Genomic DNA, 21,102 nt, shown 5'->3' with positions numbered 1-21,102 from the left:
ATAATTTTTTTATTTCTGTAACCTTTCAGGAGAAAAAATCGTCTTAACAACAAATGACCACCAACGACCACCAACTTATCGCACAAATTTGTGAGGGCAATACCAAAGCCTATGCGCAATTGGTGCATCAGTACAAGGACTTGGTGTTTACATTGGCATTTCGGATGTTAAAAAATAGGGAAGAGGCCGAAGAAGTGTCGCAAGATGCTTTTTTAAAAGTATATAAATCGATTCAACGCTTTAAGGGCGATGCTAAATTATCCACCTGGATTTATAAAATCGCTTATAATACGTGCTTGGATAGAATAAAGAAGAACAAAAAACATTTGGCTGATGTGCCAATCAATGAATTTACGGAGCATAAGTTGGAAACAATTGACAACGCCCTAACCAACATGATTGATGCAGAACGGCAAAACACCATCAAAGCCTGCGTAAACAAATTGCCAAGTGATGATGCCTATATATTGACCTTATTTTATTTTGAAGACTTATCTTTAGAAGAAATTGCAGAAACAATGAGTGCCTCAGCTAACACTTTAAAAGTAAAGTTGTTTAGAGCACGAAAAAAATTAGCCGTCATTTTACAACGGTATTTAGAACCAGAAACAATTAGTAATTATGGCACCTGAAAAGAAAAAGTTAGACGATTTTGTAGATAGATTGATGAAGAATGACGGGTTAGAAAAACCGTCGGACGCCTTTATGGATAATCTTATGGCGAAGATTGAAGCTCAGCCTGCCAAGAGCGCCACGGTTTACAAACCTTTGATTTCAAAACCCGTTTGGGCACTGGTATTTACTGCTGTTTTAGGTATTGTAGCTTATACGATTCTAAATGATTCTTCGGGAGATTCCCAAATTTTGAATGCTTTGGATGTATCACAATATAGTTTTAATCCGTTTAAAAATTTCAATCTAGAATTTTCTCAAACCATAATGTATAGCGCTGTCTTATTCGCTTTGATGGTCGGTGTACAAGTCGGTGTTTTGAAGAATTATTTCAACAATCGTTTAAACTTTTAATCCGGAAAATACCAAAACGGAATATTTTTATAGATGTATTTGTTGGTGTCTTGCTTTTTGATACGTTTTTCTAAAATCTTCAAAAGGTGTTTTCCTTCTGGTAAGTCTTTTATACCGACATAAGTTTCAAATCCATTTTGTTTTTTAACGGATTGACTAACTACAAATTGGCTCTCGTAGTCTGTAGAATCTATTTGTATGGTGTATACATCATTTAAAGTCTTCATGTATATTGGGCGCAGGGTCATAGTCTCTCGCCAATTGTCATTATTGGTAAAACTCATTTGTGAACGTATCCCTCGGCCATCTTCACTAGGCTTTAATTCGGGATTAAATCGGTATAAATCATTTTCTATACTCTCATCAAAAAGCAGAAAAACTTTGAGGTAGTTATTAGATACCACTTTGGAGGAAATTGCAACATCCTTAATAAAATCATCATCATCGACAAGCTGGTCTTCGTAATTTCTGGCATTAGCAACTATCTTGCTGGAATTTTCATCGAATCTAAAATAATTCGATTTTTGGTAGGTATAACTCGTGCCAACCAAGATTAAAATGTATAATGGTACCAAGGCAAAACTCAGTCGTCTTCCAAATTTGTTGTCTAGGAAATTATAAACTATTGGCCGATATAGAAAGGACAATGTTATAAAGCTAAATACCCAATAAATCGGAAAGTAGATTCTACTAATCCAATTCTTCTTTTTTAACCAGCCTTGGGTGATAAAGTCAATGAAGGTCAGGAACATACCAAATACAATAAACAGCATTAAAGGAATGCCAACATATACTCCTGCCTCACCCAATATACCTTCATCATCTAAGAGAAAATTGATGATTAGTGCAATAAACCCGATAGTAAAGGCGAAGGAAAGCACATAAAAAATCAATAAAAACGAAATGGCAAAAATAACACTACAGTAATTTTCTAGTGTGGCAATATATCGATCGAACGAACCAACTTTTTTCTTGAGGAATTTTGTAAACTTTCTGCCGTAATTAAGAACTTCGTAGTCAATATCACCCGAGACGTAGCGCAATCCGAGAGCACCAATCCATAAGCCACGAAGTAAAACATGCAGAATTAAATTTAGTATAAGAATAGAGCAAGAAACCAAAGCCACCATAAGCACAATCTGCAATAGTGTTTTATCCTCATAATTAGCTTCGGTAGACGCAACATCTAAATATGGATACGCCGTAAACAATCCCAAAATAGCAAAACCCGAAATCAGCAACTCCAACTGCCAACTCTCTTCCTGTAGTTTCTGTAATAACTTTTTAAAGGCCGGATTTTGGTAATCGTTACTCATTGGTCGGAGGTTTATAGAAGAGTAAATTTAAAGATATTGAAGGGATTTCAAGTTTTTTTCACTCTTTTTGAAACGCTGTTCATTTTTACTCGTTTTTAATAGTAGCGACCCTAACCCAACTTAATGCAGAATACCAATCAAGTAATAAAGGCGTGCCAGCGCGGTAACCAAAAAGCACAGATGCAGATTTATGATAGTTACTGTGATGCTATGTTTAACGTGGCTTGCAGATATCTTAAGAATGAAGATGACGCCAAAGACGCCATGCAAGAGGGGTTTTTAAAAGCATTTTTGAATATTGAAACGTACAAAACAACAGCAACTTTTGGCGCGTGGTTAAAACGGATTATCATCAATCAGTGTATTGACGCATTAAAGAAACGTCAGTTTAAAGCTGAGTCTTTAGAAACGGAAAACCTTCAGATTACGGATGATGACGATTGGCAATTTGAAAGCACCATTATTAAGCAAGATATTCTCAAAGCCATCGACACCTTGCCCGAAAAATACAGATTGGTTATAACGCTATACTTGATTGAAGGTTACGACCATGAAGAGATTTCAAACATTTTAAATATTGAAAAACGAACATCTAGAACACAGCTCCGTCGCGCAAAATTGCAAGTGCGGGAACTGTTAAATACAGCATATTATGAAACAGGACATTAGAGACCTTTTTAAGTCGGAAGACGAAAGCGGTACAAAACAATTACCAAATAATCATAGAGAAGAGTTCTTGGCGAAGCTTAAAGAAAATAAGCAAAACAAGTCTAGTATATACATTTGGTTAAGACTAGTGGCGGTTTTGGTCATAGCATTAACGGTAAGTTTTTTCATTTTTAAATCGGAAGGGCCGCAAACCGAGACCTCGCCTTTATTAGCGCAAGTGGAAGCGGTTGAAGCAGAATACCTTAAAAACATAGAAACCGAATGGCAAAATTTTAAACAGCTCGCCACCGATGAGGTTTTAGTAAAACGTTACGATCAAAAACTGAAGGATTTAGATGCTGACTACCAAGAGATTTCCGAAGCCTTTAAAAATGATACCAATAATATTCTGGTGGTGGAATCCTTGATTCAAAATCTTCAAACCAGATTGCAATTGTTGAAAGACATACAAGAGCACATTAAAATATTAAATAAAAAAACAGCACCAGATGAAACTACGATATAAATTCTATTCGCTGATGCTCATTATGTCTGTATGGGCTTATGGGCAAGAGACACGGGTCATTCTTTCAGAAAGCATTGAAGTGAATAAAGAAAAAAGCGTTGTTTTTAATTTGAAAAACACGACCGTAGGCATAGAAGAATCTACGGATGGCAAAGTTCATTTTATGTACCGCTTAGATTTTGAAGGCTACACGGACAAGCAAATAAAAAGCGCAATTAAAGAGATTACGGCCAAAGTGTCGTATAGCGGAAATCATATCAGTCTAACTGCAAATAGTAGTACTGCGATTAACCCTATCAATTTTTCGGTAGGTGATACCAAGAACCTTTTACTCAAGCCCAATCAATCGGTGTCGAAGAAAACAGATTCAGTAGTTCAAATATCTAAGGATTCATTGTTGAGCGTGATTCGGAAAAACCGCAAGCCGAGTTTGGAACATATCATTGAACAGTTTGCTTTCTTCAAAGGGAATTCAAGAAATAATATGTATAACCAAGTCAGCAAAAAGAAAGTAGATATCTTAAAAAGTAAATTCATTATTAAAGTACCTCCATTCGTTAAGTTGAATATCAATGCAGAGAATTCACAGATTTATTTGAATTCAGATGTTAGAAATGAGCTTAATGTGGAATTGACGACAGGTGTCTTTAGAGCTAAGTCACTAAGCAATCCCTATAACAGATTTAAATTAAAAAATGTCTTCGCCTTTGAAGTGGAAAATATAACAGGAGGAAATTACACCTTGAATAGTGTTTATTCAGGTAAGATTGGAAGCCTTTCAAATTCAAAAATCACATCGGAATTCTCTAAAGTCAAAATTGGGGAGATTGCTAAAAACAACACCATTACAGACTTTAATAGCGAGTATTGGTTTTACAATTGGGGAGCATCATTTAATCGATTCGATTTGTTTTCTGAATATTCTAAAATCCATTTTTTCTACCCTGAAAAAAACCACAGTTTTAAAGTGGTTGGTAACAACACAAAGAATTTGTTGAGTGACGGGATGGAAATAAATATGCAACCCACCAAGAAAGCTCAAAAATTCACCATGATGACTAAAGAGCCACATCCTGGAGAGCCGTCCTCGGGTAAAATTTCTTTCGATATGGTTCATGGCATCATCTATTCACACAACGATTCAATTAAAATAATAAACAAATAATCATGAAAAAATTACAAGCAGTAGCTGTTGCATTGATTTGCTTCAGCGGTTTAACAGCACAAAGCTATCAGGTAGATTTTAACAATCCATCAGGGCTGAAAATGGAAGTCGATTATGGCTCCAACAATGCAGAAATGAGTGATGTGCTTCAGTTTGAAGGCATAGACTATCAAAAATTAAAATTTGAAGGCGAGAAGCTAAAAGGCAAGTCCTATAAAATCAAAGTGAAGGAAATTTGGAATGGAAAACTAAAGTCAGAATCCGTGGTTTTAGATAGTAAAGATTTTGGTGTCAAAGAATTTGAAACCCTAAAGGAATCATTGATGAAAATGCGCATTATTTCAAAACGGACACAGGATAATAAATTGAAAATGACTTTTAAATTCCCGCGCTTCAGCATTACCAAGGCATATGATGCCATAGACTCGGACGAGTACAGCTTACGAAACATCGCCGAAGAAAGTAATTTAGAACTCAACTACAACGAACCCTTCTATTTATTAGCCTACATTTTACCTTACGAGCGTGAAGACGGCTCTAAATCTTGGTGCGAAGTCGGCACCGCCGGAAAGGATTTAGAGAACTGGGGAAAACGCTTCGGGATTGAACACTATTTACTCTTTGAGATGAAGTTTGAATAGTTTTCAATTGTAGTATTTAGTGAAAAGTGGGTATATTTCACACTACCCTAAATTCCCGTCTGCGGACAGATAGATTTGCCAGACACGATTGGAATTTGGTTATTGAAATTTGAAAATATTCTAATACCACCGCTTCTTCCGACTCTTAGCACCTTCGCCCTTTCGTCCTTTTTTATACTTGCTCCCTTTCTTTTTATGAACGGTTGATTTTGTATTTGGGTCCATCGGGTACGGATGGTCATCCACAACAGGGATTGGTTGATTCGTAAAGGTCTCAATTGCTTTGACATAATTTTTTTCGTCGGGAGAGCAGAAAGCAAAGGACATTCCGGTTTCCCCAGCACGACCTGTGCGACCTATGCGGTGGACGTAGGTTTCTGGGACGTTGGGTAAATCAAAATTAAGAACGTTATCGAGGGAATCAATATCTATCCCACGGGAAGCCACATCCGTCGCAATTAAAATTTTGGAATATCCATTTTTAAATTTGTTGAGTGCGGTTTGGCGTTCGCTTTGATTTTTATTGCCATGAAGCGTGTCGACTTTATACCCGACTTCTGCTAAGCGTTCTTCAAGCTTTTCTACCCCGAATTTAGTACGTCTAAAGATGAGCACATTGCCTTTGATTTGGTTGCGCAACAAATGCTGACACAAACTAATTTTGTTTCGTTTTGTGACGTAATAGAGCGATTGGTTGATTTCTTTTACGGTGGAGTTTTCTGTTGTTACATCAACCCGTTCAGGATTTTTGAGGAGTTGGTCGCCGAGTTGTTCTATTTTTTCGGGAATAGTCGCTGAGAACAAAAGCGTCTGTTTGTCCTTAGGACAGAGGCGTTCCACTTTTTTAACGTCGTCCAGAAAACCCAGGTTTAGCATTAAGTCGGCTTCATCTAAAACCAGTGTTTGTATATAATCAAGGTTAATGTAATCCTGTTTATGTAAATCAAGAAGTCGTCCTGGAGTTGCTACTAAAATATCCACACCTTTTTTGAGTTGCTCAATTTGTGGTTCAATAGAGGTGCCTCCAAAAACTACCATGGAACGTAGATTGGTAAATTGCCCTAATACTTTAAACGTTTCCTGGGTTTGTACCGCTAATTCTCGTGTCGGACTCAAAATCAGTGCTCTAATTTTCTTTCCGCGTTTCGGAGCATCCTGAAAATCTATCAATTGTTGCAAAATCGGTAATACAAATGAGGCGGTTTTTCCAGTGCCTGTATTTGCAGAAGCAACTAAATCCTTTCCCTCCAAAATAATAGGTATAGAGCGTTCTTGCACCAAAGTGGGCTGTGAATAACCACTAGCTTCAATAGATTTTAGTAAAGGTTTTATAAGTTGAAAATCCTTAAAAGACATACTATCACTGATTTTATGCAAAGGTAGACTATTTAAAATAGGAGCTTTCTGAATACATATGCAAAACATTCAAAATTTATAAAACCAACCCTCTGATAATTACGTAAGTATGATGAACAAAGGAAATATACCACAGCGATGTGGATTAACAATATATAAAGAGGCTATTAATCCGATTTTTACTTTATGTAGGAATCTCTTTTTGAGAAAGAACCCCGGCCGAAAGGTTGGGGTTTTTATTTTAGATACACATTGGTAATCAAACGCTCCACAGTCGGGTGGTCATTACCACCGGCAGGTTCAATGGTTACATTTAAAGACTCTGAATTTTCAATATAGGTCATTGCTATAAGCTTTTCACCTTTTGGAATAATGCCCATATCTATCATTACCCCGTCAACATCGGCCCACATCTGGTAGTCGTGCTCGTCATCTAACTCCGGAAGGGTTTTCGCATTAATAACTACCGATTTTTTATCATGGTTAATGTAACTCACAATTTCCGCAGTCGGTGCTGTGTCATTACCTTTTAATACATAAGTTTCAGCATTGGGGTCAGAGAGTACTGCCATCCATTTGTTGTTCTCTTCAAACTGACTTTCCAAAGATTTTAAATCTTGAATCAGTTGGTTATTTTGCTCATTGACTACCTCAATATTTTGATTTGCCTCTTGCATTTCAGAATACATCCAAAAGTTACTCAGCATAAGAAAAGTTGCTAACGCAACTGCAATTCCGAGGTATGTTTTATAGGTGTTGTTCGGGTTAGGAGCGATGGAAACGACTTTTGTTTCCTTAGTAGAGGTAGACTGTAAAAGTTGGTCTTTTATTGATTTTGGAGGTTCCTGAGTGTTTTCTAAAGCAACTAATTCTATAGTCTCTTCAATTTCATCCAGCGCATTCTTTAGTTCAGCATCGTTGGTTATGGCGAATTCAATCTGTGCTTGGTCTTTATCATTTAAATGGCCAAGAGCATATTGTTCCAACAGACCTTCGTCTAAAATTCGCTTCTTATCTATCATTGCATCATTTTCAAAAGTAAAAAAAGTAGAACCATCGAGGATTTGTACAAGTTGCGCAGTTCGCGCAGGGCTTGCTGAACATAAGATTTGAATGTTCCTAAAGGCACATCCAATTCTTTATGAGCCTCTCTATGCGTGAGACCACTGAAATAAACAAGCTCTATAGCTTTTTGATGATGCGGTTGCAACTGTTTTATGCGCCCTTGCAATTCTGGGTTTTCAGGGTCTATGGTAACGCTTTCTTCTTTATTAGTATATACACCTAAATCTTCCGTTTGGATGAGGTTTTTCTCTTTTCTTATGTGATTTAAAGTTTTATTTCGTGCGATGCGATAAACCCAAGTATAGAAACGGCCTTTGTCTGAATTGTATTGGTGACTTTTATTCCAGACCGTCATAAAGGTGTCTTGAAGCAACTCTTGAGCGACCACCTCATTTCTAATCATTTTTAGAATCACCATATAAATGGCTCCTGAGTATTTATCGTAAAGCTCAGAAAAACCGTCTTGGTTTTTATTTTGAAGTTGCTTTATGTGGATTAAATCGCTTTCCATTAGTGTTAAACATTTCACAAAAATCCTAGACTTCTCATCCATCAGGAAATGACTAGTGTAAATATAATTGAAAGCACCTCAAAAGAAAAGAGTTGCACTAATTAGTTTAACCAAAACAAAACAAAATGAAAAAGTTAGTATTTATTTTAAGCACAGTTGTAGCCTTAACCTTATCACAGTTCGCTACTGCACAAAACACTATTGTAGATGTTGCCGCTGGGAACGATGATTTTTCAACTTTAGTAGCCGCCGTCAAAGCTGCAGACTTAGTTGGCGCTTTAAGTAGCGATGGTGACTTCACAGTATTTGCTCCTACAAATGCGGCCTTCGCCAAGATTGACCAAAAGACTTTAGGAAATCTATTAAAACCTGAGAATAAGGAAGCCTTAACCAACATCTTAACGTATCATGTGATCCCATCAAAGTTGATGGCGAGTGATGTTGTTGCTGCTCTAAAAAAGAATAATGGAAAGGTCACAGTGAAAGCCTTAAATGGACAAGAACTTACTGTAATGTCTAAGGATGGAAAAATTTGGTTGAAAGACCAAAACGGAAACTACAGTGAGATTGTAGCTACCGATGTGAAAGCAAGTAACGGTGTCATCCACGTCATCGATACAGTTGTAATGCCTAACTAATGGGAATTAATAGCTATGAAAAGAAAAGCCACGCATTGCGTGGCTTTTTTCATACTGTAAATCGATTCAAATGTTAAGCTTTGTTGGCTTTCACGCTAATTTGTAATTCAATATCATCGTTGATAAAAGAGTCACCCAAATCATCAAAAAACGATTTAGACCCGTATTTTACATTCCACTTAGAACGGTCAATTGTAAAGGCTTCACTGGTTAAAGTCATTACATCTCCATTCATTGAAGTACTTACGGGAATGCTCACATTATTCGTAGCATCTTTCAAAGTAAGATTTCCTTGTAACATGGTTTTCCCATCAGCTTCAGACATGCCGGTCACTACAAATTTTGCTGTAGGATATGTTTCTACATCAAAAAAATCAGGGCTACTTAAATGGCCTTTTAATTTTGCATTACCTTCCTCTTCGGCAGGGATGTCCTTAACCTCAATGGTTCCCATATCAATGGTTACCGTACCACTCTTAATCATGCCATCTTCAACACTTAAATCACCTCCAGAAACTGCAATCTCACCATTGTGAGTTCCAGTTGGCTTAAAACCTTTCCACATAATTGTAGAATCGTCAGTTGAAATAGTGTAAGCTGTGGCAGTCACTTCGGCAACGGCCGCTTCTTCGGCTTCAGATGTTTCTGCTTCTTTTGCTTTGTCGTTACAACTTGTTAAACTTAAAGTTGCGATAGCAACTAAACTAAATACTAATTTTTTCATTGGTTATAATTTTGTTTTTGGTTCTGTCGCAAAATTAGCCATTAATTACTCTAAAAAGGTTTAAATATATGTTAATGACATTTTGACATTATTCAAATAATGGCAGTACTTTTGCCAACTCTAAATCGAAGATTTAATTTAAAGATAAGCTTTACAATGAGCAAAAAAGATAAGGATACAACCGTTGAAGAGCCTCAAATAGAGGTGAATATGCAAGAAACACAAGAGGAAGTTCAGGATGCACTTTCAGTTGAGGAGCAACTGCAAGAAGATTTAGCTAAGGAAAAAGACAAGTTTATGCGTCTTTTTGCGGAGTTTGAAAATTATAAAAAACGCACCAGTAAGGAACGAGTGGATTTATTTAAAACCGCAAGTCAGGATGTTATGGTGGCCATATTGCCTGTTTTGGATGATTTTGAACGTGCCCTTACCCATATTGAAGAAGACAAGGAAGCCGAAGAATTGCGCAAAGGCGTACTATTGATTTACCAAAAATTGATGTCCACCTTGGAGCAAAAAGGCTTGTCTAAAATTGAAGTCAATCAAGGCGATACCTTTAATGCCGATAACCACGAAGCTGTAACACAAGTTCCAGCTCCGTCTGATGACTTAAAAGGGAAAATTGTCGACGTCATAGAGCGCGGTTATAAGTTGGGCGAGAAGGTCATTCGTTTTCCAAAAGTTGTTATTGGACAATAAATATTAGATAACCGCTATTGCGGACAGTACATATGAAAGAAGATTATTACGAAATATTAGGAGTCAATAAATCGTCTTCCGATGCAGATATAAAAAAAGCCTATCGTAAAATGGCTGTGAAGTATCATCCGGATAAAAATCCAGATGATAAAGAAGCTGAGGAAAAGTTCAAAAAAGCGGCAGAGGCTTATGAAGTCTTAAGTAATCCTGAAAAGAAACAACGTTACGACCAGTTTGGTCACCAAGCCTTTGAAGGTGGCGGTGGATTCGGCGGCGGCGGTATGAATATGGATGACATATTCAGCCAATTCGGGGATATTTTCGGCGGCGCTTTTGGCGGTGGCGGAGGCTTCGGCGGTTTCGGTGGCGGTGGTCGCCGTGTCGTTAAAGGAAGCAATCTTAGAATCCGCGTGAATCTTACGCTGGAGGAAGTTGCCAATGGTGTTGAAAAGAAAATCAAAGTGAAGCGCAAAGTCCAAGCGGACGGCGTTACCTATAAAACCTGCAGTACTTGTAACGGTGCAGGCCAAGTCACTAAGATTCAAAATACTATTTTAGGGCGTATGCAAACGTCTGCGCCTTGTCATACATGTGGTGGTGCAGGGCAAATTTTAGACAAAAAACCTTCGGATGCTGATGCGCAAGGAATGATTGCTAAAGAAGAAATGGTATCTGTAAAGATTCCGGCAGGTGTTGTTGATGGGATGCAATTAAAGGTGACCGGAAAAGGTAATGCGGCGCCTGGTGACGGTATTGCAGGTGATTTGTTGGTGGTCATTCAGGAAAAAGAGCATGCAACACTTAAGCGTGAAGGCGACAATTTACATTACGACTTATATGTAAGTATGCCAGATGCCGTTTTGGGTGCATCGCTTGAAATAGATACTGTAACCGGAAAAGTAAGAATCAAAGTTGAACCTGGTGTTCAGTCTGGTAAAATCTTGAGATTACGAGGAAAAGGTATACCGAGTATCAACGGCTACGGCAAGGGTGATTTGTTGGTGCATGTTAATGTATGGACACCAAAAACCTTAGATAAAAGCCAAAAAGATTTCTTTGAAAGCATGCGAAGCGATGAGCATTTTCAGCCCAAACCCGAAAAAAGCGATAAATCGTTTTTTGAGAAGGTAAAGGATATGTTTTCTTAAAATTTAAGGGTTTTTCACAAAAAAGACTATATTTGAATTATCACTGATGCTATTCAGTGATAATTTTTCTTTTTCATAGCAATTTTTTCCCATCCTTGTTGTAAAAATAAGGGTGGGTTTTGTTTTTTAAAATAGGTCTTCAGATAAAACTAATCTGCTGTTCAAACTTCTTAAAATCATCCATTCTTTTAAGTCATATGGCACCTTAGACTGTATTTCATTTAATATATTTACACTTCTTAATCAAGCAAGCATAAATTACACTATGGATAACCTTCTGGTTGCAGAGTCGGTTTCGAAAAGTTTCGGAAATTTTAAGGCTCTTAATAATGTGTCAATCGCTGTTCCAAAAGGCAGTATTTTCGGTCTTCTGGGGCCAAATGGCGCAGGTAAAACCACACTTATTAGAATCATCAATCAAATCACCATGCCAGATACCGGAAAGGTGTTTTTAGATGGTCAGCCTTTAAAACAAGAGCATATTAGGGATATTGGTTATTTGCCTGAAGAGCGTGGTTTATACAAGTCAATGAAAGTTGGAGAACAGGCCTTGTACTTAGCACAATTGAAAGGTATGTCTAAGTCTGAAGCCAAAGCTCGATTGAAACACTGGTTCGATAAACTAGATATCGGCGATTGGTGGAATAAGAAAATACAAGAACTGAGTAAAGGTCAGGCACAGAAAATTCAATTTATCGTAACCGTTTTACACCGACCAAAATTGTTGATTTTTGATGAACCTTTTTCAGGTTTTGACCCGATTAATGCCAATATTATAAAGGATGAAATTCTACAATTACGAGAAGAAGGTTCAACGGTTATCTTTTCAACCCATCGTATGGAATCTGTAGAAGAACTTTGTGACCATATTGCTTTGATTCACAAGTCGAACAAAATTCTCGATGGAAAGTTGACTGATATTCAGCGTAACTTTAAATCGAATACCTATGAAATTGGGTTGCATGCAGATAATAAAGATTCTGTATTGGAAGCGATTCAAAATAAATTCGAAGTGAAGCCAGCAACCTTCAAAACGTTGAATGATGACATTAAATTGAATGTAAGAATTAATGACGAGACCTCTCCAAACCAACTATTATCATTTTTAACATCTATGGCTGAGGTTAATCATTTTGTGGAATTGATTCCTTCGGCGAATGATATTTTTATTCAAACTGTACAAGATAAAGACAACGAGATATGAACCATCTGCCATTAATCATAAAGCGTGAATATCTCACCAAAGTTCGAAACAAAGCATTTATTATCATGACTTTTGTTAGTCCGTTGATTATGATTGCTCTGATAGCTGTTGTAGCCTATCTGTCACAGTTGAACAATGACAAAAAACGAACTATCGCCATTCTGGACCAAACTGGAATTGTAGAATCAGTTTTTGAAAACACAGAACGAACGACTTACCAAATTCTTGATGATTATGATTTAGAAGAGGCCAAGGCCAAGGTTAAAGAAGATGATTCCTACGGTCTGCTGTATATTGAACGAACAGAACGACTGGAAGACTTAGCAAAGAATGTAAAATTCTTTTCAGAAGATTCACCGTCTCTAACTTTTATTTCGGGCTTGGAAAATAAAATTGAACGAAAAATCAACGACCTCAAACTTATTGAAAATGGTATGGACATCGAGGTCATTCGATCTTCACGCACCAGCGTTGATATTTCACAAGAAAGTTTTGAAGGTGAGAAAACATCAAAAATCGATAATATTTTAAAGTTGAGTTTTGGGGGAATTGCCGGGTATTTACTCTTCATGTTTATCATAATCTATGGAAATATGATAATGCGAAGTGTTATTGAAGAAAAAACCAGCCGAATAATAGAAGTCATAATTTCCTCTGTAAAGCCTATTCAATTGATGATGGGAAAAATCATTGGCACGTCTTTAGCTGGGATTACGCAATTTGCAATTTGGGTCGTTTTGGGTGGCGTTTTGCTAACCGTAGTTTCTGCCATTTTTGGTATTGACATGACACAGATGAATACGCCACAGCAAGAGTTGGTTAATGAGGCCATGAAATCAGAAGGCGCTCAGGCTATGGCCGAAACGGTGATTACTTCAATAGGGAATTTGCCTATGACCAATCTGGTTATCGCCTTTATGTTTTTCTTTATTGGTGGTTATCTATTATATAGTTCTCTATATGCAGCCGTTGGTGCAGCCGTTGATAATGAAACGGATACCCAGCAGTTTATGCTACCGATTTTAATGCCATTGATTCTGGCGGTTTATGTAGGAATGTTTACTGTGATAGAAGATCCGCACGGAACAGTGTCGACGGTTTTCTCATTTATACCATTGACTTCGCCAGTCGTAATGTTAATGAGGATTCCGTTCGGGGTACCTATTTGGCAACAATTACTTTCTTTGGTAATTTTAATCGGGACATTTACCCTTACTGTTTGGTTTGCTGCTAAAATATACAGAGTTGGTATTTTAATGTATGGTAAAAAACCAACGTATAAAGAATTGTTTAAATGGTTAAAATATTAAGTACATGGCGTATCAGGATATTTCAGAATTAACCGATAAAATCTCAGAAAGTTCGGCTTGGGAAAATATAAAAAGTTTTCTTAATCAGCATATTGACTTTACCGATGATATTACAGTTTCTATATTTGATTTGCTGATTGTAGTAACGGCAATTTTTATTACAACTATTGTTTTAAGAATATTATTCAGAATTCTTACCCGAAGATTACCAGAGGATGATAAGAGTAAATTCAGTGTGGTTTTCGGCTATTTCCGTTGGTTGGTGTTTGTTATCATATTCTTGATTACTCTGAATTCAGTTGGTGTTGATGTCACTGCCGTGTTTGCAGCCTCTGCGGCGCTTCTTATTGGTATTGGTTTGGCCTTGCAGACTTTTTTTCAGGATATCATTTCTGGCGTTTTTATTCTCATTGACCAATCGGTACACGTCGGTGACATTATTGAGATTGATGGTAAGGTTGGCCGGGTTGAAGAAATCAAGTTGAGGACAACACGTGCTGTAACCATAGATAATCGTGTTCTTATCATTCCCAATCATCGCTATCTCACCAATATTTTATACAATTGGACTCAGAATGGAACTCTCACGCGCGAAAGCGTAGACGTGGGCGTTGCTTATGGAAGTGATGTGCAATTGGTAAAACGTCTTTTAATTCAGGCGGCCAGTACAAACGAAGATGTATTGTCTGAGCCAGAGCCAACAGTACTATTTACGAACTTTGGAGATAGTTCGCTGAATTTCAGAATTGTATTTACACTAAATGATAGCTTTAAGGCAACGTTCCCAAAAAGTGATATTCGATTCGAAATAGATCGGCTTTTCCGGGAAAATAATGTTTCCATTCCATTCCCGCAGCGCGATATTCATATCATAGAACCAAAGAAATAAGCAACTTAAATATGAGACAAAACATAAAGATTATTGGCGTAGTAGCTTTCGTATTTATGTTTTGCTTTCAAACCGAAGCACAGCTGACAGACTTAGCTAGGTTGGAGTATTCTTTTATTCCCAAACGAAAGTCCGAAGACCAATATACACGCCTTCGTGCTTTGATTAATTACCCAATTGAAATTAAAAATGATAGTTATTTAATCATAGGTGGAGAGTATAATCATATCATCCTAAATTTTGATGACAAGTATAATTTTGAAACGGCGCCTTTAGAAACGCTCCACATTATTGATTTTAGTGTGGGTTATACCTTCAAAATGAGTGAGTATTGGCGGTTTGGTGCTAAAATCAACCCTCGAATTGCTTCGACCTTAACGAAATCTATTTCTGCAGATGATTTATTTCTTAACGGTGGCGTGTATTTTATAAAAGACCGTACAGAGGCTACGGATATTAAAAGACCATATCGAATCATTTTAGGATTAACCTATAATACTACGGTAGGATTACCCATACCACTGCCTTTTGTAAGCTATTTTAGGAATATAAATGATAGGTGGTCGTTTACTTTAGGAGTGCCAAAAATGAATTTAAAGCGAAGTGTCACGGAGAATCAAAATATTCAGGCATTTATTGCCTTAGACGGTTATTACGCCCATATTCAAGAACCCTCAACCCTTAATGGTCGCCCAGTAGATCATATTTCTTTATCTGTAGCTGTTGGTGGTTTGGGCTATGAATATCAGTTTACCAAGCACCTTGTGGCCTATAGTTATTTCGGATATACCTTTAGACTTAATAATGTATTCCGAAATAAAGACCGGGAAGAAATATTTAAATTAGATGATGTTAATGCCTTTTATTTACGAACGGGCTTAAAATTCAAAATATAATATGAAGAAAATTCTTATCATAGAAGATGAAGCGGCGATCCGCCGTGTATTGGTTAAAATTCTTTCCGAAGAAAGCGATGATTATAGCGTTGAGGAAGCAGAAGATGGTTTGGCCGGAATTGAAAAAATAAAGAAAGACGATTACGATTTGGTGCTCTGCGACATTAAAATGCCAAAAATGGACGGTGTCGAGGTTTTAGAAGCTGTGAAAAAAATAAAGCCAGAAACACCTATGGTCATGATTTCAGGTCATGGGGATTTGGATACGGCGGTAAACACAATGCGTCTAGGAGCGTTTGACTACATCTCAAAACCACCAGATTTAAACCGATTGCTCAACACCGTTAGAATTGCTTTAGACAGAAAAGAGCTCGTTGTAGAGAACAAACGTCTTAAAAAGAAAGTTTCCAAGAATTACCAGATGATTGGTGAAAGCGATGGAATTGAGCGCATCAAGGACATGATAGATAAAGTAGCGCCAACCGATGCTCGTGTTTTGATTACTGGTCCAAATGGAACCGGAAAAGAGCTAGTGGCGCACTGGTTACATCAAAAAAGCGAGCGCAGTAAAGGCCCTATGATTGAGGTGAATTGTGCGGCTATTCCAAGCGAATTGATTGAAAGTGAGCTTTTCGGACACGTAAAAGGCGCATTTACATCAGCTGCAAAAGACCGTGCTGGTAAGTTTGAAGCTGCCAATGGCGGTACCATTTTTTTGGATGAAATCGGTGACATGAGTTTATCCGCCCAAGCAAAAGTGTTGAGGGCGCTTCAAGAAAGTCGTATACAACGTGTGGGTAGTGACAAGGACATCAAAGTGAATGTCCGTGTGGTAGCCGCAACAAATAAAAATCTAAAAAAAGAGATTGAAGATGGTAAATTCAGGGAGGATCTGTATCACAGATTAGCTGTTATTCTTATAGAAGTACCAGCTTTAAATGACAGGCGAGAAGATATTCCTCTCTTAATTAACTACTTCTCCAAGAAAATTTCAGAAGAACAAGGAACGGCCAATAAAACATTTTCTGATAAGGCGGTTAAATTACTTCAGAATTACGACTGGACTGGGAACATACGTGAGCTACGTAACGTTATAGAACGATTGATTATCTTAGGGGGACAAGAAGTGAGCGAGGCCGATGTAAAGGCTTTTGCTTCAAAATAGATTACTATGAAACAACCTAGCATTGATGAATTCAAGATTTCGTCTCAGATAAAGATCGAAAACCTATCTACAAATTTTAATCTTGAAGCCGAAGAAAAGGAGATTGAAAAAGCCATGACTAAGCTGAGCAAGAAGCTGGCGGACATTCAAAACACCATGTATGCTCATGGCAAATATTCTGTATTGATGTGTATTCAAGGCATGGACACAGCCGGAAAGGATAGTATGATACGCGAGGTCTTTAAAGAGTTCAATGTCCGAGGTATCGTGGCGCACAGCTTTAAAAAACCTACTGAATTGGAGTTGAAGCACGATTATCTCTGGCGTCACTATATCGCTCTTCCAGCTAGGGGTAAATTCGGGATTTTCAATAGAACCCATTATGAAAATGTCTTGGTGACGCGTGTTCATCCTGAATATCTCAAGTATGAAAATATGCCAGGCTTTAACGCCCCTGAAGATGCTACTCAAGAATTTTGGCAACGCCGATTTCAGGAAATCAACAATTTTGAAAAGCATATTGCCGATAATGGAACCATTATTTTTAAGTTTTTCTTGAATCTTTCAAAAGGTGAACAGAAGAACAGGTTATTAAGACGCCTGAACAAACCTTCAAAAAATTGGAAGTTCTCAGCAGATGATTTAAAGGAACGGCGACTTTGGGATGACTATCAAAAGTGTTATGAAGAGGCCATAAATGCAACATCTAAATCCCACGCACCCTGGTTTAACATTCCAGCGGATGACAAACCAACGGCAAGATATATCGTTGCCAAAATTTTATATGATACACTAAAGCAATACGATGATATCAAGGAGCCAGAATTGCCAGCCAAGGACAAAGCTAATATCGATAATTATAGACAAGAATTAGAAAATGAATAGATTCAATGTAAAGCAGATAATGCTTACAATGGCATTGGTATGCAACGTTATTGTATCGGGACAAACAGATGAAGAAACTGTCCGAACCATTTACAGTGCCTCCTTAAATAATGGTTACAGTTACCAATGGTTAGACCACTTATCTAATGCCATTGGTGGCCGATTGTCAGGTTCTGAAAACGCAGAAAAAGCGGTTCAGTATACTAAAGCAGAACTGGAAAAATTAGGCTTGGATAAGGTCTGGTTACAACCAGTGATGGTACCGAAGTGGGTAAGGGGCGATAAGGAAACAGGATATTACTTTTTAGAAGACGGAACAAAAGTGCCTGTCAATATCTGTGCTTTGGGTGGTTCTGTGCCTACACCAAACGAAGGCTTGCGTGCTGAGGTCATAGAAGTCACTGATTTTAGTCAATTAGAACAGCTTGGTGAAGACGCCATAAAAGGAAAAATTGTCTTTTACAACCGACCAATGCAAGCCGATTTAATTAGTACACTTGAAGCCTATAGCGGTTGCTCAAGCTATCGCTATGCCGGTGCAGTAGAAGCCGTAAAATATGGTGCGGTTGGGGTAATCACGCGTTCATTGAGTTTACGCCAGGATGATTTACCGCATACAGGGTCTATGGGGTATGCTGATTTACCGAATGAGAAACGTATTCCGTCGGCGGCAATCTCAACCAATGATGCCAATGCATTAAGCGAAGTGCTTAAGACTTCTGAAGATATAGAATTACACTTTAGACAGACATGCCAACAGATGGATGATGTCTTGTCTTACAATGTTATCGGAGAAATCACAGGAAGTACATATCCAGATGAATACATTGTAGTTGGAGGCCATTTAGATTCTTGGGATTTGGGTGACGGGTCTCATGATGATGGTGCTGGCGTGGTTCAATCTATGGATGTTTTGCGTCTCTTGAAGCTTTCAGGTATACAACCAAAACGAACCATTCGTGTGGTGTTATTTATGAATGAAGAAAACGGATTACGAGGTGGTCGTGAGTATGCACGTGTTGCCAAAGAAAAGGGTGAGAATCATGTCTTTGCCTTAGAAAGTGATTTAGGTGGTTTTACACCTAGAGGCTTTTCCATTCAGGCTTCAGAGCAGGATTATCAGAGAATTTTAGAATGGAAGTCTTTGTTTAAACCCTACCTCATTCATTATTTTGAATTGGGTGGTAGTGGTGCAGACATCGGTCCACTAAAGAATGATACCAATGTTTTGGCTGGATTGCGACCAGACTCTCAACGTTATTTTGACCATCATCACGCCGCAAACGACACCTTTGACGCCGTTAATAAGCGCGAATTGGAACTAGGTGCCGCAACAATGACGTCCCTTATTTATTTGGTGGATAAGTATGGTTTCAATCAGTCCTCCCCAATTAAAGATTAGACATGAAAACGAAAATTTTAACCGTTCTACTTTTATCGTCATTTCTTGGATTTTCTCAAGAAATTCATGAGGATTTGCCGTACTATGAAATTCCAGAGTATTCCGATGATTTTACAGCAGGAACCGTTGCTGGAAGAATGGTTGATGCCTTGGGTTTCCGATTTTATTGGGCTTCGCACGATTTGAAGGCAACCGATTTAGATTTTAAAATCAATGAAGACGGACGTTCTGTAAGCGAAACTATTGACCATATTTATGACTTGTCTAAAATAATCGTCAATTCAACTTTAAAGAAAGCCAATGACCGAGGCGCCAAAGAGGAAATGACCTATGTTGAAAAACGAAAAGCTATTCTAATGAGTCTTAAAAAGGCTTCAGATATTTTAAAAGCCAGTGATGATATTTCAGAATTTAAAATCATTTTCGGCGAGCAACAGATTCCGTTTTGGAATCAAGTGAACGGACCGATAGCCGATGCTATTTGGCATTGTGGACAGATGGCTACAAGCCGGCGTGCCAGTGGTAATCCTATCAATCCAAAGGTAAATCACTTTACGGGTAAAGTGCGTCAATAAAAGTTGCCATGTCAGAGAAAGGAATTTTAAAAGCCATACACCCCGTCCTTCCGGTTAAAAATGTGACCGAAGCTATAAATTACTATGTCAACAAATTGGGCTTTCAGCTCGGATTTAAAGATGCCGGTGACAATCCAAAATATGCTGGCGTACGTAGAGATGCTATTGAAATTCATTTGCAATGGCATGACGCCAAAGAGTGGGAGGCTGGTATTGACCGCCCTATGCTAAGAATCTATTCCCAAAATGTAACGGCTTTATTTAATGAGTACAAAACTCAAGACGTATTTCATAAGAACACGAGTCTAAAAGAAACGCCTTGGGGCACTAAGGAATTCGGCTTTTATGACTTAGATAGCAATGGATTGGTGTATTATAGGGATTTGTAATTCCTATAACGGCTCTTTCAATAAAATCTTAAAAATCTGTTCACCATTCGGCATTCTACGCGTTACTAAAATATTGATGTCATTTGGCGACCAATGTGGGAGAGAATCGTCTTGCTCATTGTAGGTGATTCTTAATTTTCGTGAACCATCCGTTTGCATGGTGTAAATTTCGGTGGTTGTGTGGTCTTCTTTGTCAATCAAACCGCTAAAAACTAATCGATTAGTAACGTTTGGCCAACTGGCATCGGAGCAATCATCCTTAAAAAATGAAATCTTATTGTTGCTCTTTTGTAAGACACTATAATTGTATATCACATCCGTATCTTGTGTATTATTCTTGTCTGAAGTATACAAAACGAAATCACCTCGACGACTTGCTTTGGGATACCTATTCTTTTGCTCATTTGAGACTAGTTTCCGAAGGAGCTTCCCTTTTTTATGAACACGATAAATATCCTTATTGCCTTTTTCTGTTTCTAGGCAAAAAATAAGTTCTACGCCGTTTGAAAAGAATTCAGCATAAGACTTATGACCTTCTAAAGGAATCGGCACCATTTTCAATGCCTTTGTATCGATATCGTAAGTGTAGAGTTCGTTGGTTCCGGAGCGGTCCGATTCAAATAAAATCATGTTTTTAAACGGATGCCACGTTGGTCTTCGGTCGTTTGAAGTACTAGTTAAAACGCGAGACTCTCCATTACCATCAATGTCCATAATATAGATTTGCCAGCGACCGTCTCGGTCCGATTCAAACAAAATCTTAGTACCTTCTTTATTATAACTCGAATAACGATTGTTTGAATTGTTATCCGTCAACTGGACTTCTTTAAACCCGTTTTCTTGGGTGTAAGCTGTTGAAAAGATGAATACTAATAAGAGGATGGGTAAATTGAATTTCATGCGAAAAGATTCAAATAAATGATT

The 21,102-nt window shown here is 37.8% G+C and carries 24 protein-coding genes; 18 read left to right on the top strand and 6 right to left on the bottom strand.

The window, feature by feature from the left end; all coding sequences use genetic code 11:
* Positions 1-53 precede the first annotated feature (53 nt).
* Positions 54-632 carry an RNA polymerase sigma factor gene (locus ACFOSX_RS13690; RefSeq protein ID WP_386102365.1) on the top strand — a complete coding sequence of 193 codons (579 nt, stop codon included), beginning with the start codon at positions 54-56 and terminating at the stop codon, positions 630-632.
* On the top strand, positions 622-1,026 hold the full coding sequence (locus ACFOSX_RS13685; RefSeq protein ID WP_386102362.1) for a hypothetical protein: 405 nt from the start codon (positions 622-624) through the stop codon (positions 1,024-1,026). The genes ACFOSX_RS13690 and ACFOSX_RS13685 overlap by 11 nt, the downstream gene beginning before the upstream one ends.
* On the opposite strand, the gene ACFOSX_RS13680 is transcribed toward ACFOSX_RS13685, so the two are convergent.
* On the bottom strand, positions 1,023-2,342 hold the full coding sequence (locus ACFOSX_RS13680; RefSeq protein ID WP_386102359.1) for a hypothetical protein: 1,320 nt from the start codon (positions 2,340-2,342) through the stop codon (positions 1,023-1,025). The genes ACFOSX_RS13685 and ACFOSX_RS13680 overlap by 4 nt on opposite strands.
* Positions 2,343-2,465: 123 nt before the next feature.
* Here ACFOSX_RS13680 and ACFOSX_RS13675 point away from each other — a divergent pair, with 123 nt between their 5' ends.
* From ACFOSX_RS13675 to ACFOSX_RS13660, 4 genes are read left to right on the top strand one after another with little or no spacing between them, the layout of a single operon-like run.
* Complete coding sequence (locus ACFOSX_RS13675; protein ID WP_386102356.1) at positions 2,466-3,011, top strand: RNA polymerase sigma factor; 546 nt, start codon at positions 2,466-2,468, stop codon at positions 3,009-3,011.
* Positions 2,995-3,516 (top strand): hypothetical protein, encoded by a 522-nt coding sequence (locus ACFOSX_RS13670; protein WP_386102354.1) that lies wholly within the window; start codon positions 2,995-2,997, stop codon positions 3,514-3,516. Before ACFOSX_RS13675 ends, ACFOSX_RS13670 begins: the two co-directional genes overlap by 17 nt.
* Entirely contained in the window at positions 3,500-4,681 is a 1,182-nt protein-coding gene (locus tag ACFOSX_RS13665; RefSeq protein ID WP_386102351.1) for a hypothetical protein, read from the top strand. Before ACFOSX_RS13670 ends, ACFOSX_RS13665 begins: the two co-directional genes overlap by 17 nt.
* Before the next feature lie 2 nt (positions 4,682-4,683).
* Positions 4,684-5,322, top strand: coding sequence for a hypothetical protein (locus tag ACFOSX_RS13660; protein ID WP_386102348.1), 639 nt, complete (start codon positions 4,684-4,686; stop codon positions 5,320-5,322).
* A 120-nt stretch (positions 5,323-5,442) separates the two neighbouring features.
* Here the strand turns inward: ACFOSX_RS13660 and ACFOSX_RS13655 are convergent, their stop codons facing one another.
* From ACFOSX_RS13655 to ACFOSX_RS13645, 3 genes are all read right to left on the bottom strand, one after another.
* Entirely contained in the window at positions 5,443-6,678 is a 1,236-nt protein-coding gene (locus ACFOSX_RS13655; RefSeq protein WP_386102345.1) for a DEAD/DEAH box helicase, read from the bottom strand.
* Between the two features lie 236 nt (positions 6,679-6,914).
* A complete protein-coding gene (locus tag ACFOSX_RS13650) occupies positions 6,915-7,700 on the bottom strand; it encodes an anti-sigma factor (protein ID WP_386102342.1) in 786 nt (261 codons plus the stop codon).
* Positions 7,697-8,254, bottom strand: a complete 558-nt coding sequence (locus ACFOSX_RS13645; protein WP_386102339.1) for an RNA polymerase sigma factor — start codon at positions 8,252-8,254, stop codon at positions 7,697-7,699. The genes ACFOSX_RS13650 and ACFOSX_RS13645 overlap by 4 nt, the downstream gene beginning before the upstream one ends.
* Positions 8,255-8,379: 125 nt before the next feature.
* On the opposite strand from ACFOSX_RS13645, the gene ACFOSX_RS13640 reads away from it, so the two are divergent.
* Positions 8,380-8,892, top strand: a complete 513-nt coding sequence (locus ACFOSX_RS13640) for a fasciclin domain-containing protein (RefSeq protein ID WP_386102336.1) — start codon at positions 8,380-8,382, stop codon at positions 8,890-8,892.
* Between the two features lie 73 nt (positions 8,893-8,965).
* Here the strand turns inward: ACFOSX_RS13640 and ACFOSX_RS13635 are convergent, their stop codons facing one another.
* The gene (locus ACFOSX_RS13635) at positions 8,966-9,616 is read right to left on the bottom strand and encodes a YceI family protein (RefSeq protein ID WP_386102333.1); all 651 of its coding nucleotides are present in this window, start codon (positions 9,614-9,616) and stop codon (positions 8,966-8,968) included.
* A 156-nt stretch (positions 9,617-9,772) separates the two neighbouring features.
* On the opposite strand from ACFOSX_RS13635, the gene ACFOSX_RS13630 reads away from it, so the two are divergent.
* The 11 genes from ACFOSX_RS13630 to ACFOSX_RS13580 all read left to right on the top strand — a co-directional run bounded on the left by ACFOSX_RS13630 (position 9,773) and on the right by ACFOSX_RS13580 (position 20,178).
* A complete protein-coding gene (locus ACFOSX_RS13630; protein WP_386102330.1) occupies positions 9,773-10,315 on the top strand; it encodes a nucleotide exchange factor GrpE in 543 nt (180 codons plus the stop codon).
* A gap of 32 nt (positions 10,316-10,347) precedes the next feature.
* Positions 10,348-11,463, top strand: a complete 1,116-nt coding sequence (gene dnaJ / locus ACFOSX_RS13625; RefSeq protein WP_386102327.1) for a molecular chaperone DnaJ — start codon at positions 10,348-10,350, stop codon at positions 11,461-11,463.
* A gap of 265 nt (positions 11,464-11,728) precedes the next feature.
* A complete protein-coding gene (locus tag ACFOSX_RS13620; protein ID WP_386102324.1) occupies positions 11,729-12,667 on the top strand; it encodes an ABC transporter ATP-binding protein in 939 nt (312 codons plus the stop codon).
* Positions 12,664-13,977, top strand: a complete 1,314-nt coding sequence (locus tag ACFOSX_RS13615; RefSeq protein ID WP_386102321.1) for an ABC transporter permease — start codon at positions 12,664-12,666, stop codon at positions 13,975-13,977. The genes ACFOSX_RS13620 and ACFOSX_RS13615 overlap by 4 nt, the downstream gene beginning before the upstream one ends.
* Positions 13,978-13,981: 4 nt before the next feature.
* Positions 13,982-14,866, top strand: a complete 885-nt coding sequence (locus ACFOSX_RS13610) for a mechanosensitive ion channel family protein (protein ID WP_386102318.1) — start codon at positions 13,982-13,984, stop codon at positions 14,864-14,866.
* A gap of 11 nt (positions 14,867-14,877) precedes the next feature.
* The gene (locus ACFOSX_RS13605; protein ID WP_386102315.1) at positions 14,878-15,762 is read left to right on the top strand and encodes a DUF6268 family outer membrane beta-barrel protein; all 885 of its coding nucleotides are present in this window, start codon (positions 14,878-14,880) and stop codon (positions 15,760-15,762) included.
* 1 nt (position 15,763) lies between these two features.
* Positions 15,764-16,927, top strand: a complete 1,164-nt coding sequence (locus tag ACFOSX_RS13600) for a sigma-54-dependent transcriptional regulator (protein WP_386102312.1) — start codon at positions 15,764-15,766, stop codon at positions 16,925-16,927.
* A gap of 6 nt (positions 16,928-16,933) precedes the next feature.
* The gene (locus ACFOSX_RS13595; protein ID WP_386102309.1) at positions 16,934-17,812 is read left to right on the top strand and encodes a PPK2 family polyphosphate kinase; all 879 of its coding nucleotides are present in this window, start codon (positions 16,934-16,936) and stop codon (positions 17,810-17,812) included.
* Positions 17,805-19,214: a M20/M25/M40 family metallo-hydrolase gene (locus ACFOSX_RS13590; RefSeq protein WP_386102306.1), complete on the top strand. Its 1,410-nt coding sequence runs from the start codon at positions 17,805-17,807 to the stop codon at positions 19,212-19,214. Before ACFOSX_RS13595 ends, ACFOSX_RS13590 begins: the two co-directional genes overlap by 8 nt.
* Positions 19,215-19,216: 2 nt before the next feature.
* Positions 19,217-19,789, top strand: a complete 573-nt coding sequence (locus tag ACFOSX_RS13585) for a hypothetical protein (RefSeq protein WP_386102303.1) — start codon at positions 19,217-19,219, stop codon at positions 19,787-19,789.
* 8 nt (positions 19,790-19,797) lie between these two features.
* Complete coding sequence (locus tag ACFOSX_RS13580; RefSeq protein WP_386102300.1) at positions 19,798-20,178, top strand: glyoxalase/bleomycin resistance/extradiol dioxygenase family protein; 381 nt, start codon at positions 19,798-19,800, stop codon at positions 20,176-20,178.
* A 3-nt stretch (positions 20,179-20,181) separates the two neighbouring features.
* Here ACFOSX_RS13580 and ACFOSX_RS13575 read toward each other — a convergent pair whose 3' ends face one another.
* On the bottom strand, positions 20,182-21,078 hold the full coding sequence (locus ACFOSX_RS13575) for a hypothetical protein (RefSeq protein WP_386102297.1): 897 nt from the start codon (positions 21,076-21,078) through the stop codon (positions 20,182-20,184).
* Positions 21,079-21,102: the final 24 nt, after the last annotated feature.

It is taken from the genome of Winogradskyella maritima, from assembly GCF_042650215.1.
GTDB lineage: Bacteria > Bacteroidota > Bacteroidia > Flavobacteriales > Flavobacteriaceae > Winogradskyella > Winogradskyella maritima.
This window is presented reverse-complemented; position numbering and strand designations above follow the sequence as displayed.